General features: G+C 72.7%; 14 protein-coding genes. 8 read left to right on the top strand and 6 right to left on the bottom strand.

Annotated features, from left to right (window positions below):
- Positions 1 to 135: 135 nt before the first annotated feature.
- Positions 136 to 867: a nitroreductase family protein gene (locus ACH4RG_RS27900; RefSeq protein ID WP_397922244.1), complete on the bottom strand. Its 732-nt coding sequence runs from the start codon at positions 865 to 867 to the stop codon at positions 136 to 138.
- A gap of 153 nt (positions 868 to 1,020) precedes the next feature.
- Here ACH4RG_RS27900 and ACH4RG_RS27895 point away from each other — a divergent pair, with 153 nt between their 5' ends.
- Together ACH4RG_RS27895 and ACH4RG_RS27890 are read left to right on the top strand one after the other, a co-directional pair.
- Complete coding sequence (locus tag ACH4RG_RS27895) at positions 1,021 to 1,623, top strand: TetR/AcrR family transcriptional regulator (RefSeq protein WP_398540427.1); 603 nt, start codon at positions 1,021 to 1,023, stop codon at positions 1,621 to 1,623.
- Positions 1,620 to 2,168: a hypothetical protein gene (locus tag ACH4RG_RS27890; RefSeq protein ID WP_397922248.1), complete on the top strand. Its 549-nt coding sequence runs from the start codon at positions 1,620 to 1,622 to the stop codon at positions 2,166 to 2,168. Before ACH4RG_RS27895 ends, ACH4RG_RS27890 begins: the two co-directional genes overlap by 4 nt.
- A gap of 82 nt (positions 2,169 to 2,250) precedes the next feature.
- On the opposite strand, the gene ACH4RG_RS27885 is transcribed toward ACH4RG_RS27890, so the two are convergent.
- Entirely contained in the window at positions 2,251 to 2,697 is a 447-nt protein-coding gene (locus tag ACH4RG_RS27885) for a nitroreductase family deazaflavin-dependent oxidoreductase (RefSeq protein ID WP_361874805.1), read from the bottom strand.
- A 242-nt stretch (positions 2,698 to 2,939) separates the two neighbouring features.
- On the opposite strand from ACH4RG_RS27885, the gene ACH4RG_RS27880 reads away from it, so the two are divergent.
- Genes ACH4RG_RS27880 through ACH4RG_RS27870 form a run of 3 tightly spaced genes read left to right on the top strand, consistent with a single transcriptional unit; the run spans position 2,940 to position 5,366 of the window.
- On the top strand, positions 2,940 to 3,173 hold the full coding sequence (locus tag ACH4RG_RS27880) for an acyl carrier protein (RefSeq protein ID WP_397922252.1): 234 nt from the start codon (positions 2,940 to 2,942) through the stop codon (positions 3,171 to 3,173).
- Positions 3,170 to 4,435: a beta-ketoacyl-[acyl-carrier-protein] synthase family protein gene (locus tag ACH4RG_RS27875; protein ID WP_398540426.1), complete on the top strand. Its 1,266-nt coding sequence runs from the start codon at positions 3,170 to 3,172 to the stop codon at positions 4,433 to 4,435. Before ACH4RG_RS27880 ends, ACH4RG_RS27875 begins: the two co-directional genes overlap by 4 nt.
- Before the next feature lie 22 nt (positions 4,436 to 4,457).
- On the top strand, positions 4,458 to 5,366 hold the full coding sequence (locus tag ACH4RG_RS27870) for an alpha/beta fold hydrolase (RefSeq protein WP_398540425.1): 909 nt from the start codon (positions 4,458 to 4,460) through the stop codon (positions 5,364 to 5,366).
- Between the two features lie 91 nt (positions 5,367 to 5,457).
- On the opposite strand, the gene ACH4RG_RS27865 is transcribed toward ACH4RG_RS27870, so the two are convergent.
- From ACH4RG_RS27865 to ACH4RG_RS27855, 3 genes are all read right to left on the bottom strand, one after another.
- Complete coding sequence (locus tag ACH4RG_RS27865) at positions 5,458 to 7,866, bottom strand: endonuclease/exonuclease/phosphatase family protein (protein ID WP_398540424.1); 2,409 nt, start codon at positions 7,864 to 7,866, stop codon at positions 5,458 to 5,460.
- A 189-nt stretch (positions 7,867 to 8,055) separates the two neighbouring features.
- Complete coding sequence (locus ACH4RG_RS27860) at positions 8,056 to 9,135, bottom strand: glycoside hydrolase family 5 protein (protein WP_397922260.1); 1,080 nt, start codon at positions 9,133 to 9,135, stop codon at positions 8,056 to 8,058.
- 201 nt (positions 9,136 to 9,336) lie between these two features.
- Complete coding sequence (locus ACH4RG_RS27855) at positions 9,337 to 9,732, bottom strand: VOC family protein (RefSeq protein WP_397922262.1); 396 nt, start codon at positions 9,730 to 9,732, stop codon at positions 9,337 to 9,339.
- Between the two features lie 128 nt (positions 9,733 to 9,860).
- On the opposite strand from ACH4RG_RS27855, the gene ACH4RG_RS27850 reads away from it, so the two are divergent.
- From ACH4RG_RS27850 to ACH4RG_RS27840, 3 genes are all read left to right on the top strand, one after another.
- Complete coding sequence (locus ACH4RG_RS27850; RefSeq protein WP_397922264.1) at positions 9,861 to 11,360, top strand: MFS transporter; 1,500 nt, start codon at positions 9,861 to 9,863, stop codon at positions 11,358 to 11,360.
- Positions 11,357 to 12,394 (top strand): glutathione S-transferase family protein, encoded by a 1,038-nt coding sequence (locus ACH4RG_RS27845; protein ID WP_398540423.1) that lies wholly within the window; start codon positions 11,357 to 11,359, stop codon positions 12,392 to 12,394. The genes ACH4RG_RS27850 and ACH4RG_RS27845 overlap by 4 nt, the downstream gene beginning before the upstream one ends.
- A 93-nt stretch (positions 12,395 to 12,487) precedes the next feature.
- A complete protein-coding gene (locus tag ACH4RG_RS27840) occupies positions 12,488 to 13,624 on the top strand; it encodes a winged helix DNA-binding domain-containing protein (protein WP_397931023.1) in 1,137 nt (378 codons plus the stop codon).
- Between the two features lie 39 nt (positions 13,625 to 13,663).
- Here ACH4RG_RS27840 and ACH4RG_RS27835 read toward each other — a convergent pair whose 3' ends face one another.
- Positions 13,664 to 14,506: a response regulator transcription factor gene (locus ACH4RG_RS27835; RefSeq protein ID WP_397931025.1), complete on the bottom strand. Its 843-nt coding sequence runs from the start codon at positions 14,504 to 14,506 to the stop codon at positions 13,664 to 13,666.
- Between the last annotated feature and the right edge of the window lie 132 nt (positions 14,507 to 14,638).

Here is a 14,638-nt window from a genome sequence, read left to right as displayed (position 1 = left end):
GACAAAGAGTTGACGGGTGATTCTGCTGGCAACATCCTGCAAACTCACGGGAGTTGACCGCAGCACCAGCCCCGTCGGGTGACGTCGAGTGTCACCCGACAGGGGGTGCCGGTGAGGGCGACGCGGTGCCGGACGCTACCAGCGGTCGCGGTGGATGACGTCCGCCACCGGCCGGCGCCGGACCGGGCCGAAGTTGCCCGCGGGCCACCCCACGGGCACGGCGGCGAACGTCGCCATCTCCTCCGGGATGCCCAGCTCCCGCTTCCACTCCCGCTCCAGCATCAGGTGCCAGATGGTGATGTTCGCCGCGAGCCCCAGCCCCCTGGCCGCGAGCAGCAGGTTCTGCACTCCCGGATAGACGCAGGAACCCTCGGCCAGCGCCTGGAAACGCGTCTGTGTGTTCATCATGTGCTCCGTGCCCGCCGGGCCGAGCGCCCGCGCCGACGCGGCCAGGCCCTCCTCGTCCAGGCGCGGCTCCGGGAACCGGTAGCACGGCACGATCAGCACCGGCGTGTCGGCGAAGTGGTCGCGCTGATGCTCGATCGCCGCGACCATCCGGCCGTACGCCGCCTCGTCCATGCCCGCGGGGGCGTATTTCCCGGTCGTCGCCAGATACGCGTCGACGCACCGCTTCCACAGCGGGGCGAGCCGCGCCATCACCTGGCGGTCGGTCACCACCACGTACTCGTAACACTGCATGTTGCCGCCGCTGGGACCCCAGACGGCGGCCTGTATCAGCTGCTCGACCGTCTCGTCCGGCACCGCGTCCGGCTTGAGGCGGCGCATGGCGCGCATGGTGGACATGGTGTCGAAGAGAGCGGGGCCGCCGAGGGCGGACGGGTCGGCCTGAACCGTTTCCATGGTCATGATCGCGGAGTTTAGGCAGGTCCCTCCGCCGGTGTCTCCCCACCCCGCGTGCGAAGGTGCGGCCCGCCCCGATCTCCGGTGCGGCGGCGGTAGTTGGCGTCGCGCGGTGGCCCTATGATGACTGACCGGTCAGTCATTCGACAGGGGCCCCATATGGCCAGAAGAGCCGACCCGGCGGCGCGCCGGGACCTGATCCTGAAGGCCGCGGTGCGGGTGTTCGCCCGGCAGGGGTTCGCCGCGACCCGGGTGGACGATGTCGCACGAGAAGCGGGCGTCGCCAAGGGCAGCGTCTATCTCCACTTCGACAGCCGGGACGCGTTGCTCACGGCCGCCTTCGAGGAGTACAGGGCCCACGCGCGGGCGGTGCTCCAGCAGGCCCGCACCGGGCCGGGAGACGGACTGGAGCGGCTCGCCCGGCTGGTGCGGTCGGTGCTGGACATGGTCGTGGCCGAGCCCGAACTCGCCCGGATCCTCATCGACCTGTGGGCCGCCGGACGGCAGGGCGCCCCCGCCGGGGTGGACATCGCGGCGGTGTACCGGGAGTACCGCGCGGTGACCGCCGAGCTGCTCGCCGACGCCGCGGCCGAGGGGGTCTGCCGTGCCGGGGTGGGCGCGGGGCACGCGGTGGTCGTCGTCGGGGCGATCGAGGGCTGTCTGGTGCAGTGGATCGTCGACCCCACGCTGCCGGTCGCGGAGCTGACGGAGCCTCTCCTCGACGTGTGCGTCGAAGGGCTGCGCCGCGGGGGAGCGGTATGAGGGCCGCGGGGGTCGCGGCGGCCCGTCGGCTCGACGCACTGCTGGTGGCCCCGGAAGCCGAGCGCGGCGAGCGGACCATCTGTTACGCGGGGGCGCTCGCCGGCACCGTTTTCGCGACCGCCCTCGCCCTGCGCGCCCCGTACGCCTGGCCGGCGCTGACCGTGATCGCCGTGGTGGCCTTCGATCTGTTCGGCGGCACGGTCGTCAACGCCACCCGGTCCGCCAAGCGCCGGTTCCACCGGCCGGGGCGTTCTGGGCTCCACCACTTCGCGTTCGTGGCCGCCCACATCCAGCCGTTCGCCCTGGCCCTGCTCGTCCCCGGGTTCGGCTGGATCTCCGCCGGCGTCGTCTACGCCCTCACGCTCGCCGGAGCGGCATGCGTCCTGACCGCCCCCGCGGAGCTCCGGCGACCGGTCGCCTTCGCCGTCTCCGCCCTGGCGATCACCGCCGCGACGACCTCGGTGGCCGTCCCCGGCGAGCTGGCCTGGTTCGCGCCCGTCCTGGTGATCAAGCTGCTGCTGGCCCACCTGCTCCCGGAGCGGTGAACCCGGCGCTCGGCACGGGCCGGCGCCCGGAGGTGTCCGACACGTCCCGGCGCGGACGTGTCGGACACCCCGGCCCCGCGACTCAGCGCCGCGTCAGCCGGACGACCGGGATGTCCCGCTCGGTGCCCGCCTGGTACTCCCCGTAGCGCGGGAACAGCTCCACCAGCCCGGGCCAGACCCGCGCCTTCTCCTCGGCCGGGAGCGTCGTCGCGACGGCGCCGAACCGCTCGGTGTTCACGCGGAGCTCGACCTCCGGGGTGGACTGGAGGTTCAGGTACCACAGCGGCGGGCGGTCCGAGCCGCCGTTGGACGCCACGATCAGATAGTCCTCGCCGTCCCGCCCGTACATCAGCACCGTGCGCCGCACCGTCCCGCTGCGCCGGCCGACGTAGTCCATCAGCAGGCAGGGCACACCCAGCTGAGTGGTGCCCTCCGTACCGCCGGAGGACTCGTACAGCTCGGCCTGCCGGGCGACCCAGTCGGCGGGGCTCAGCGCGACCTCCGCGTTGGCGTCCTGCTCGGCCGTCATGGTTTCTCCTTCTCTCGTGCCGTCCCGTACGGGCTGCGCTCCCATCCTGGCATCCACCCGAACCGCACCCGGGATTCGCACACCTGGACTGCCCTCCCACCGCACGGGGGAACGCGGACCGGGAACCCGCCCGGGAAGGCGTATAAAGGGTCCTTCCGGAGCAGCCGGCGTCCCCCGATGGCCCCTCCCCTCACCTCCCTCACGCGGCCGGCGTCACCGCGTCACCGATCCCAGGAGCGCCAATGAGCACTTCGGAAGAGATCAGCGCCCTGCTGGTAGCGAAGTTCGGAACCGACCCCGGGGCCATCCGCCCCGATGTTCCGCTGCACCGGCTGCGGCTGGACTCCCTCGCGCTGGAAGAGCTGCGGCTGCACATCGAGGACCGGCTGGACGTGGACCTGGAGGACGTCGCGCTCACCTCGCGCGACACCTTCGACCGCCTCGTCGAGGCCGTGGACGGGAAGGTCTCCGCATGAGCGCGGACACCGGCCGGCCCTACCGCCGGGCACCGCTCGCCCCGTTCGCCGCCGCCGTCACCGGCGTCGGCCTGGTCACCGCCGCCGGTACGGGCGCGGACGCCGCCTGGCACGGCGTCACCGAGGGACTCGCGCCCTCCGTCGGCCCGCGGCCCGAACTGGACGGCCTTCCCTGCGACTTCTTCTACTCCGTCACCGACTGCGACCCGGGAGCCGTCCTCGGGGTGGCCGCCCAGCGGCTGATGGACCGGTTCGCCCAGCTCGCCGTCATCGCCGCCCGCGAGGCCGTCGCCGACGCCGGACTCGACCCGTCCGTCTGGGACAGCGGCCGCGTCGGCGTCGTCGTCGGCTCCGCCCACGGCGGGCTGCCCTTCTACGACGAGCAGCACGCCGCGCTCGCCGGGCGCGGGCCCCGCCGGGTCTCCCCGAAGCTCGCCCCGCTCAGCGTCGTCAACGGCGCGGCCAGCAGCGTCAGCCTGGACCTCGGCGTCCACGGGCCCAGCCAGGCCGTCTCCACCGCCTGCTCCTCGGGCACCGTCGCCATCGGTACCGCCCACCAGATGCTCCGCTCCGGGGCCTGCGACGTCGTCATCGCGGGGGGCGCGGAATCCACCTGCACCCGCCTGCTGATCGCCAGCGCCTGCAGCCTCAAGGCCGCCTCCACCCGCCGCGAGGACCCCACGGCCGCCTGCCGGCCCTTCGACACCCACCGCGACGGCTTCGTCGTCGGCGAGGGGGCCGGGCTGATCGTCATGGAGCACCCGGACCACGCCCGAGCCCGGGGCGCCGCCGTCCGTGCCCACGTGAGCGGATACGGGGCCTCCAGCGACGCCCACTCCGCCGTCGCCCCCGACCCCGAGGGCCTCGGCATCGAACGCGCCCTGCGCACCGCGCTCGCTGACGCCGGCCTCTCCCCGGCCGACGTCGGGCACGTCAACGCGCACGGCACCTCGACGCTCTCCAACGACCTGATCGAGGCGACGATGCTCCGCCGGGTCCTCGGCGAGAGCCCCCTGGTGACCTCCACCAAGGCGATGACCGGCCACACCCTCGGCGCGGCGGGCGGCATCGAGACCGCGCTCACCGTGCTCGCCCTCCAGCGGCAACTGGTGCCGCCCACCGTCAATCTGGACGCACCCGACCCGAGCATCCCGATCGACGTGGTGGCCAAGGAAGCCCGCGACGCCTCCTTCGACTGCGCCGTCAAGACCTCGCTCGGCTTCGGCGGCCACAACGCGGCACTCGTCCTCACCAGGACCTGAACGGAAGGGAACGCAGGAGCACATGCCCGAGGAGATCATCCGGCCCCTGTCGGTCGACGGAGTGCGCTACAGCTACCGCGTCCTGCCGCGCGCCCACCCCGGCGAGCCCCCGGCCACCGAACCGACGCTCATTCTCGGCGGCGCGCTCCAGGGCATGTTCGGCTGGCCCCAGATGGACGACCACCTGGGCCCGGCGACCGATGTGGTCACCGCGGACCTGCCCGGCATGGGCAGCGCCGACCCGCTCCCGCCCGGCCCCAGCGCCGACCTGCTGCGCCGGGCCGTGCTCGGCATCGCCGACGACCTCGGCGCGCCCCGGCTCAACCTCTTCGGCTTCTCCTACGGCACCGCCATCGCCTTCGGCTTCGCCCGCCGCCATCGGGAGCGGGTGGCACGCCTCGCCCTCGGCGGCGTCCCGGTCCACATCGACGCGGTCCAGGTCGTCGCCTGGGAGCGCGCCAGGCAGCTGCTGGCCGCAGGAGACCGTGAGGGGTTCGCCGCGACGGCTGCCGACGCCCTGATGTGCCTGGACCCGGAACGCGCCGTACACCGCCGGGAGCTGGCCCGCCGCTATGTGCGGCGCTCCTTCCTGCACGTGGCCACCCACTCGCCGCACGTAGCGGACTCGCTGTACCGGGCGCTGGCCGACCGGCCCGACTTCTCCGGCGGTCTCACCGGAGTACCGGCGCTGGTCTTCGCGGGCGAGCACGACACGGTGACGCCGCCCGCGCGGCAGAGGGAGTTCGCCGCGACGGTCGAGGGCAGCCGGTTCCTGACGATCGGGGAGTCCGACCACTGGGTGATTCTGGAGCGGGCCGACGAAGTGGCCTCGCTGGTCTCCCGGTTCCTCACCGGGCGGGAACCGGTGGCCGATGAGGCCGCTGCCGTCACCCTGCCGCGCCAGGCGGGCGCCCCGGCCGGGCGGACCTGAGAGGGGCCCGGGTCGGGGGGACCTGAGAGGGGCCCCGGTCGGGGGGACCTGAGAGCCCCGGTCCGCCCCGCCGGGTCAGTGCCTCGGCGCCTCAGTGCCAGGAGCCGCCGACCTTGATCCGCACCACCTGCGGGTCGTGGTCGCTCGCCTGGTCGGCGAACTCGGCGTTGATGTGCACCACGTCGTAGTCGGGACGCCGGATGCCGGGACTCGTCAGGATGTGGTCCAGAGTCTGCGAGTTGCCGTCGAAGACATAGCTGTACCGGTCCGACGGGCGGAGCGTCGTGATCAGCGGCTCGAGCGCTCCGTTCCTGGTCAGTGCCTTCATCGTCGGGGAGAACTCGAAGTCGTTGATGTCCCCGAGCGTGATGACGCGCGCGGACCTGTCCGCCTTCAGCAGGGAGGCGACGAAGGTGTTGACCTCGGCGGCCTGCTGGATCCGCTGGGTCTCCGAGGAACGCGTCGGCTCCTGGTGGCGGCCGTGCAGCGGCTGGTCGCCGCCCTTGGACGCGAAGTGGTTGCCGATGACGAAGACCGGCCTGCCCCGGAAGACGAACTCGCCCACCAGCGGCTTGCGGCTGTTGTCCCACTCCGGGCTCGCCGGGTTGATCCGGCCCGGGGAAGCGGAGAGCTGGACGCCCTTCCAGGTGTCGACGGCGCGCACCGGCGTGGTGGCGTCGCCGCCCGCGCGGCCGGTGAAGGACACCCGCTCGGGGTTGTAGAGGAAGACGTTGCGGATGTTGCCGCCGGGCTGGCCGCCGTCCTTGTTGTTCTCGGGGGCGATGTAGCGCCAGGCGTAGCGCGGCCCGCCCTTCGCGACGATCGCGTCGGTGAAACGCTTCAGCGTCGCCTCGGAGCCCACGGTGCCGTCGTTCACCGCACCGTTGTCGTCCTGGATCTCCTCCAGCGAGATGATGTCGGGGGAGGACAGGTTCACCGCGACGCCCTCGGCCAGGGTGTCGAACTTCGCCCGGTCGTCGCCCGCGTCGAGGTTCTCCACGTTGTAGGTGGCGACCGCCAGCTCGTTCTTCTTCTGCTTGCGGGTCACCTCGCGCCGCAGCTTCTTGTCGACGACCGTGCCCAGTTCGGTGGCCTGTACGTTGTAGCCGCCGTAGCTCGCGTAGTCGAGCACGCCGGTGGTGCGGCCCTCCAGCACGTCCCCGACGTTCGCCGTCGGGACCGGGCGTGCCGGGTCCAGCGACATCACCTTGAGGCGGCCGGTGTTCTGGTCCTCGTACGAGGCGTAGCGCGTGCCGCCGCGCCGGGTCGGGTTCTCCCGCGGCTTCACGGTCACCCAGATCTCGTCGTACGCGGTCGTCGCCCCGGTCACCCGGGTGTCGGCGAACTCGACCCGGGAGCCCTCCAGCGCCTCGTACAGGTCCAGGGCGTACCGGGACGGGTCCAGGGGCAGCGCGTCGATCGCCCCGCCGCCCGCCGAGGGCACGTAACGGCCGGGCACCGAACGGGCGTCGAGGACGACCGGGGCGGGCAGCGCGTTGCCGGAGGACAGGACGGTGGTGCGGGGCGCGGTGATCTGGGTGAGGGACTGGGTGCTGGTGCCCGGGTAGTACTCGGCCACCTTTCCGCTGACCAGGACCGCGTCGCCGGCCTTCACGGCCGGCGCGGTGGATCCGGTGTAGACGAACAGGCCCTCGCCGGTGCGCGGGTCGCCGTCGGGGGCCGTGTCCTGGATCCAGAAGCCCCGCGAGCCACTGGCCCGCACTCCGGTGACGACGCCCGGGACGCCGGTCACCGCCTCGCCGTCGAGCGGGGAGACCCGGGTGGTGCCCTGGATGTCGTGGATCCGTACGTCGCCGGGCTCGGTGGGGCCGGGCTCCTCCGGCTCCTGCCCGCCGCCGGACGTCTCGCCCTTGGCGTTGACCGGCGTCGGGGCGCCGGCGGAGAGGTCGGCCGCGTTGTCGTCGGTGTCGGCGAGCGAGGCGGCCCGCGCGACGGACGCCGTGGCCGACGCGCCGGGGACCGGGCCGCCGCCCTCCCGGACGACCGCGGAACCGTATCCGACCAGGTCGACGATCCGGGTGTCCGCCGCGCAGTCCGCCGCCGACTTGCAGGTGAGCGGGGCCGTACCGGAGACCAGGGCGACGGTGCCGCTCCCCGCCGCCATGGCGACCGTGCCGGTGGCGTCGGCGGTGGGCAGCGCGACGGATCCGCCGGTGCCCGCGGCCTGGGCGACCAGGTAGCGGCTGCCGGGCGCGATCGCCCCGGACAACTCGGAGACCTGCCACCGCGAGCCGGCCGACGGGCTGCCCGGCAGGTACTGGACGCTGAGGCCGCCGACCTCGAAGGGCGTGGAGCCGGCGTTGGCCAACTCGATGAAGTCCCGGGTCAGCGTCGCGCCGGAGTTGCCCCCTCCGCCGTACACCTCGGAGATGACGGCGGTGCCTGACGGGGCCGCCTGGGCGGCGGGCAGCGCGGTCACCGCGAGAGCGGCGGCGACGGCGCCGGTCAGCAGAACGGAACCGGATCTGTGTATCTGCACGGGAGGTGCCCCCAACTGAACTGAGTAGGAGGGGCAAAAGCTATGCGCGTAGAACAGGCATGACAAGGCGTTGGAGGTTAATTCCGGGCGTATCCCGGGTGAGCACCACGAACCGGCGCCCGGTGCGGCCCCGGGGGGGACCGCACCGGGCGGCTCATGAGGGTGTGCGTCCCGGCCGGACGGCCGGGGTCACTGGCGGATGCGGTCGCGGATCCAGACCCCGGCCTCCTTCAGGACGCCGGTCCCCGTCCAGTTGGTCCCGTCGCAGGTCCCGGTCTTGAAGACGGCCCCGGAACGGTGGTCGTCGGAGTAGTTCCAGTTGGTCCACGAGATCTTCTTGCGCTTCATCAGGTCGAGGTAGCGCTGCGACATGGTGAAGTCGTTGGCACCCTCGCCCGCGTAGTTCTGAGTGCCGAACTCGGTGACGAATACGGGCAATTTGTTCGAGGCCCGGTCGAGCGCGCTCAGATACTCCTCGCGGTGTGAGGCCGCGTAGAAGTGGAAGGTGTACATGATGTTCGAAGCGCGGACGGGGTTGTTCACGACCTCCGACTCGTTGGAGCCCTCGGAAACGCCGAAGGACGACCAGGCGCGCGTCCCGACCAGGACCACCGCGTCGGGGTCCTGGGCCCGGATCACCGGGATGATCTGCTCCGCGTAGGACTTGATGCGCGACCAGCTCACCCCCGAGGGCTCGTTGGCGATCTCGTAGAGCACACCGGGGTGGTTCTTGTACTTCTTCGCCATCGCCGTGAAGAAGGTCTTCGCCCGCGACAGGTTCGCGTTGGGGTCGCCCGGGGAGAGCATGTGCCAGTCGATGACCGCGTACATGCCGCGTGCGTGCGCCGCGTCGACGAACTTCTGCGCACGGGCGGTGAATCCGGCCGGGTCGGTCTCGTACCCGCCCTCCTGCACGTAGGTGGAGACGCGCAGCACGTCGGCGCGCCAGTCCTGGGCCAGGGCGTTGAGCGATCCGTCCGTCACGCACTGGGCGTACCACTGGGTGCCGTGCGTGCTCATCCCGTTGAGGGCGACCGCCTGGCCGGAGTCGTTGCAGAGCTGACGGCCGCAGACGGAGAGCTGCCCGTTGGCGGCGAGCGGGGTGGCGGCGGTGGGGGAGACGGGGGCCGGGGCGGCTCCCGCTCGGACGGGGGCCATCAGTGCGGTGACGACACCGAGCGCGGACGCGGCGAGCAGGGCCTTGCGGGCCATTCTGCGGCGACCGGTCGGAACGGCGGTGTCGGTGGGGGGAGTGGTGCGCTGGTGCATGGTGGTGCTCCCTTCGGAGGGGGGTGGGAGACGCCATGTCGGCAGAACTGAAAGTAAAGCTTCCTTCCAATTGCCGTCAACAGCATTGGGAAACTTTCCTGCCTATCAACGCGCGGGGCGGAAGGGCCTGTTGGGACCCTTCCGCCCCGCGCGCGCCCTGGGGCGCCGATGCCCGTGTGCCGCCCGGCCCTCCAGAGGCGCTCAGCCCTGTGGCAGCGGGTAGACCGCCAGCGAGAACGAGTGGCCCGCCGGGTCCCCGTACACCCGCACGTCCCGGGGGCCGCTGTTGCTGTCTCCCGTGTCCACGGGCCGCGCCCCCAGCCCGATCGCCTCCCGTTCGGCCTCGTCGATGTCCTCGTGGCCGACCAGGATCCGCAGATGCGCCTGCTGCGAGTCCTCCGGGCGCGGCCAGCTCGGCGGGGCGTAGCCGTGGTCGCGGCGGATCGCCAGCCGGACGCCGTCGTTGCCGACGATCTCGACGAAATCGGGGTCGGAGCCGATCCGTATCTCAGCGTCGAGCAGACCGGCGTAGAACTCGGCCAGCTCCACGGGTTCGGCGCAGTCAAGGACGAGGACGCTCGTTTTCTCCACAGTCATGCGGGAACGAGTACCCCCGTCGGGCACGGACACTCCGCAGCGGGGCCGTCCGGGAATCCACGATCCGGGCCACCGGTGCGGACGCGTCCCGCATGAGGAAACACACCACGCGACCTAAGGTGCGAACCATGGCACGGAGCGCGGAGCATCCCGGGCCGGCCGGGGGCGACGCCGTCCCGGACGGACCCGACCCCCGGCGTTGGCGGGCCCTGGCCGTCTGCCTGGTGGCGGGCTTCATGACCCTGCTGGACGTCTCCATCGTCAACGTGGCCCTCCCCTCGATCCGGGAGGGCCTGAACACCCCCGAGTCGGACCTCCAATGGGTGCTCTCCGGCTACGCCCTCGCCTTCGGGCTCTTCCTCATCCCGGCCGGACGCCTGGGCGACGCGCGGGGCCGCCGGGCGGTCTTCATGGCGGGGCTCGCCCTCTTCACCCTGGCCTCCGCCGCCTGCGGGGCCGCCCAGTCCAGCCTGTGGCTGGTCATCGCCCGCCTGGCGCAGGGCATCGCGGGCGGTCTGATCTCCCCACAGATCTCCGCGCTGATCCAGCAGATGTTCTCCGGGCGCGAGCGCGGCCGGGCCTTCGGCATGTTCGGCACCGTCGTCGGCATCTCCACGGCCGTGGGTCCGCTGCTCGGCGGCCTGCTCATCCAGGCTGCCGGACCGGACCACGGCTGGCGCTGGGTCTTCTACGTCAACCTCCCGCTCGGCGCCGTCTGCCTCCTGCTCGCCCACCGGCTGCTCCCGGACACCCCGTCGGCCGGCCGGGTGAGGCCACGCGACCTGGACCCGGTGGGCGTCGCCCTGCTCGGGGCCGGACTGCTCGCGCTGCTGCTGCCGTTCGTCCAGGCCCAGCAGTGGCCCGGAAACGGAAAGTGGCTGCTGCTCGTCCTGGCCGGGGCCCTGCTGACCGCGTTCATGGTCTGGGAGTCGCGGTGCACGGGCGGACGCACCCACCCGGTCCTGGACCTGTCGCTGTTCCGGCTGCGCTCCTACTGGCTGGGCTGCCTGCTGATCCTGCTCTACTTCGCCGGGTTCACCTCGATCTTCTTCGTCACGACGCTCTATCTCCAGTCCGGTCTGGGCTACTCCGCCCTCCTGGCCGGGCTTGCCATCACCCCCTTCGCCCTCGGCTCCGGCGTCGCCGCGTCCATCGGAGGCCGGCTCGTCGGGCGCTTCGGCCGCCCCCTCGTGGTGGCGGGCCTGGCCATGGTCGCCGTGGGCCTCGCCGGGACCGCCCTCGCCGTCCACCTGGTCCCCGGCACCGGCGCGGGCTGGGCGATGGCCGCCCCGCTGCTCCTCGCCGGTCTCGGCAGCGGCCTGGTCATCGCCCCGAACCAGACGCTGACCCTCGCGGAGGTGCCGGTGAACCGGGCCGGCAGCGCCGGGGGCACCCTGCAGACCGGCCAGCGGGTCGGCTCCGCGATCGGGATCGCCGCCGTCGGCGCGGTGTTCTTCGCCCAGGTCGGCGCGGACGGCTGGGCCGACGCCTACGACCACGGGCTCATCGTCTCCGTCGCCTTCGTCCTGGCCGCCCTGATCGTGGCGCTGGCGGAGGTCGGAGCCGACCGACGGGGCAGACGACGCACAACACACGAACCGAACGAAGCATCGAGGAGCGCGGCATGAACGACACGACAGCGGACAGCGCCGGGAGCGACGGCAACACCTCCTACGGCCACAAGCCGTTCAAGCGGTCCCGGAGCCACTTCGCCGACCGCGTCACCGCCGACGGGCGCGACGGATGGCCCGTGGAGCATGGCCGCTACCGGCTCGTCGTCAGCCGTGCCTGCCCCTGGGCGAGCCGCGCCCTGGTCTCCCGGCGCCTCCTCGGCCTGGAGGACGCGCTGTCGCTCGCCGTCGCCGACCCGATCCAGGACGACCGCAGCTGGCGCTTCACCCTCGACCCGGGCGGCACGGACCCGGTCCTCGGCATCCGCTATCTGAGCGAGGCCTACGACGCCCGGGAGCGTGACTACCCCGGCGGTGTCAGCGTGCCCGCGATCGTGGACGTACCGAGCGGGAAACTGGTCACCAACGACTACCAGCGGATCACCCTCGACCTCGCCACCGAATGGACCGCTCTGCACCGGCCCGGCGCGCCCGACCTCTACCCCGGACCGTTGCGCGACGAGATCGACGAGGTCATGGAGGGCATCTACCGGGACGTCAACAACGGCGTGTACCGCGCGGGGTTCGCCAGCTCCCAGGAGGAGTACGAGGAGGCGTACGCCGCCCTGTTCCGCCGCCTCGACCTGGTCTCCGCACGTCTCGCGGACCGCCGCTACCTGGTCGGCGACACCATCACCGAGGCCGACATCCGGCTCTTCACCACCCTGGTCCGCTTCGACGCCGTCTACCACGGCCACTTCAAGTGCAACCGGAACAAGCTGACCGAGGACCCCGTCCTGTGGGGTTACGTCCGCGACCTTTACCAGACACCCGGATTCGGCGACACGGTCGACTTCGACCACATCAAGCGGCACTACTACCAGGTGCACACGGGCATCAACCCCACCGGCATCGTCCCCGTCGGCCCCGACCTCTCCGGCTGGAGGGCTCCGCACCACCGCGAACAGCTCGGCGGCCGCCCGTTCGGCGACGGCACACCCCCCGGCCCGGTGCCCCCGGGCGAGCGGCTCACCCCCGTGCCCGCCGCCTGACCGCGCGCTCGGCGCACGGGGCCGGTGGGCGTGACACCTGCCCGCCCCCCTTGCGGACCGTAACTGTCCGCAAGCCCCGGTACCGTGCGGACCATGGCAGCGAAGACGCACCGCACCGCCGAACAGCCCACCGTCCTCTCCGCGAGGGCGCTGAACCGGGCGACCCTGGACCGACAGCTCCTGCTGCACCGGTCGCCGATGTCCGCGAAGGACGCCGTCGCCCACCTCCTCGGGCTCCAGGCCCAGAACACCAAGCCCCCGTACTTCCAGCTGTACGCCCGGCTGGCGGACTTCGACCCCGAAGAGCTGTCCGCCCTGATGGCGTCCCGCGAGGTGGTCCGGATCGTCACCCTCCGCTCCACCCTCCACACCCATACGGCGGACGACGCGCTGACCCTGCGCCCCCTGGTGCAGGCGGCGCGCGAGCGGGAGCTGAGGACCTTCCGGCGTGGGTTGGAGGGAGTGGATCTGGACCGGCTCGCCGCGGTGGCCGAGGAGTTGGTCGTGGAGCGCCCGCGTCCGGTGAAGGAGCTGCGGGAGGAGCTCCTCGCCCGCTGGCCCGACGCCGACCCCCTCGCGCTCACCGTCGCCGCCCGCTGTCTGCTGCCCCTGGTCCAGGTCACCCCGCGTGGACTGTGGGGACGCGGCGGGCAGGTCGCCCTGACCACCGCGGAGCACTGGTTGGGCCGGCCCGCCGAACCGGCGCCCGCACCCGACGCCACCGTGCTGCGCTACCTGGGCGCGTTCGGTCCCGCCTCGGTGATGGACTTCCAGTCATGGTCGGGACTCACCCGCACGAAGGAGGTCTTCGAACGGCTCAGGCCCCGGCTCCTCACCTTCCGGGACGAGAGGGGCGTCGAGCTCTTCGACCTCCCGGACGCCCCGCGCCCCGACCCGGGCACCCCGGCCCCGCCGCGCTTCCTGCCCGAGTTCGACAACCTCCTCCTCGGCCACGCCGACCGCACCCGGGTGATCGCCCCGGTGAACAAGGGGCGCAACGGGGTGGGCAACCAGGCGTACGGGTCCGTGCTGATCGACGGGTTCTTCGACGCGGTCTGGCGCGTCGAACGCGAGGACGGAACCGCGATCCTGACCGTTCAGCCGCTGCGGAGCCTGGTCCGCGCCGAGCGCGCGGAGATCACCGAGGAGGCGGCGCGGATGCTGACCGTGATGACGGACGCGACGGACCACGACGTCCGGTTCGGCACCTTCCTGGACTACCGCGACTGAGACCCCCGTGGCCCGCGGGTCAGGGGCGGGGGGCAGGGGTCAGGGCAGCAGTCCCGCCCGGCGGGACGCCACCACGGCCTCCAGCCGCGTGTGCGCCCCCAACTTCCGCATCGCGGACCGCAGATACCCCTTCACCGTCTCCGGCCGCAGCCCCAGCCGCTCGGCGGCCGCCGCGTTCGTCGCGCCCGCCGCCACACACGCCACCACGTCCACCTCGCGCGGCGAGAGGCGGACCTCCCGGGCCGCGGGCACCTTGGCCCCCGCCGCCGAGGCCAGCCGCCCGCAGACGTCCAGCAACTCGTCGCGCAGGGCCGGGTCCAGGACCCTCGGGACCAGTGCGCGCAGTTCGCGGTGGGCCTCGCGCACGTCCTCCCAAACGCCGGGCGCCGTGTCCGGATCGGTCACCTGCTCCCGGCCCGCCGCCAGCAACCGCCGCACCTCGTCCCGCACCGCGAGCGACTGCTCCACGTCACGGGCCGCCGCCACCACCGCGTCGAACGTCCGGTCGCCCAGCGTGACCGGCGTGCGCAGCGCCCCGTACAGCACGCCCCGCACCGCACGCCGTACGACGACGGGGACCGCGACGACCGAGCGCAGCCCCTCCGCCGCCACCGCCGCGTCGTACTCGTGGCTGATGTGGCGCGAAGAGGCGTAGTCCGTCACCGCGCAGGGCCGGGACAGCGCGATGGACTTGCCGCCCAGTCCGCTCCCGGCGGAGATGACCAGCCCCCGCAGCGCACTGGTCTGCGCCCCGTTGAGCTCGGCGATCCGCGCATGGCGCGCGTCGGACAGCAGGCCGCCGAACACCACGGGAAGCCCGCTCGTGCGGCGCAGCCTCAACAGCGCGGCCTGCATCTCGACCGCGTCGACCGGTTCCGGCACTCCGACGTCCTCCCGCCCGGCCCGTGCCGCTCTCCCCCGGACGGGGGAGCGGACCACCCCCGTCCGGGGGTGGTGAGACCTGGGTCACTGTTTACATGATGTTAGGCGACCGGTCCGTAATGAGGAGGGCAC

It is taken from the genome of Streptomyces sp. NPDC021019 (assembly GCF_044333295.1).
Classification (GTDB): Bacteria; Actinomycetota; Actinomycetes; order Streptomycetales; family Streptomycetaceae; genus Streptomyces.
The sequence above is the reverse complement of the archived record's forward strand: the minus strand, read 5'-3'. Positions and strand labels throughout refer to the sequence as shown.

What these genes read in the sequence shown, in the direction of transcription:
- ACH4RG_RS27900 (WP_397922244.1), bottom strand. Translation starts at nt 867, where the DNA reads ATGACCATGGAAACGGTTCAGGCCGACCCGTCCGCCCTCGGCGGCCCC.
- ACH4RG_RS27895 (WP_398540427.1), top strand. Translation starts at nt 1,021, where the DNA reads ATGGCCAGAAGAGCCGACCCGGCGGCGCGCCGGGACCTGATCCTGAAG.
- ACH4RG_RS27890 (WP_397922248.1), top strand. Translation starts at nt 1,620, where the DNA reads ATGAGGGCCGCGGGGGTCGCGGCGGCCCGTCGGCTCGACGCACTGCTG.
- ACH4RG_RS27885 (WP_361874805.1), bottom strand. Translation starts at nt 2,697, where the DNA reads ATGACGGCCGAGCAGGACGCCAACGCGGAGGTCGCGCTGAGCCCCGCC.
- ACH4RG_RS27880 (WP_397922252.1), top strand. Translation starts at nt 2,940, where the DNA reads ATGAGCACTTCGGAAGAGATCAGCGCCCTGCTGGTAGCGAAGTTCGGA.
- ACH4RG_RS27875 (WP_398540426.1), top strand. Translation starts at nt 3,170, where the DNA reads ATGAGCGCGGACACCGGCCGGCCCTACCGCCGGGCACCGCTCGCCCCG.
- ACH4RG_RS27870 (WP_398540425.1), top strand. Translation starts at nt 4,458, where the DNA reads ATGCCCGAGGAGATCATCCGGCCCCTGTCGGTCGACGGAGTGCGCTAC.
- ACH4RG_RS27860 (WP_397922260.1), bottom strand. Translation starts at nt 9,135, where the DNA reads ATGCACCAGCGCACCACTCCCCCCACCGACACCGCCGTTCCGACCGGT.
- ACH4RG_RS27855 (WP_397922262.1), bottom strand. Translation starts at nt 9,732, where the DNA reads ATGACTGTGGAGAAAACGAGCGTCCTCGTCCTTGACTGCGCCGAACCC.
- ACH4RG_RS27850 (WP_397922264.1), top strand. Translation starts at nt 9,861, where the DNA reads ATGGCACGGAGCGCGGAGCATCCCGGGCCGGCCGGGGGCGACGCCGTC.
- ACH4RG_RS27845 (WP_398540423.1), top strand. Translation starts at nt 11,357, where the DNA reads ATGAACGACACGACAGCGGACAGCGCCGGGAGCGACGGCAACACCTCC.
- ACH4RG_RS27840 (WP_397931023.1), top strand. Translation starts at nt 12,488, where the DNA reads ATGGCAGCGAAGACGCACCGCACCGCCGAACAGCCCACCGTCCTCTCC.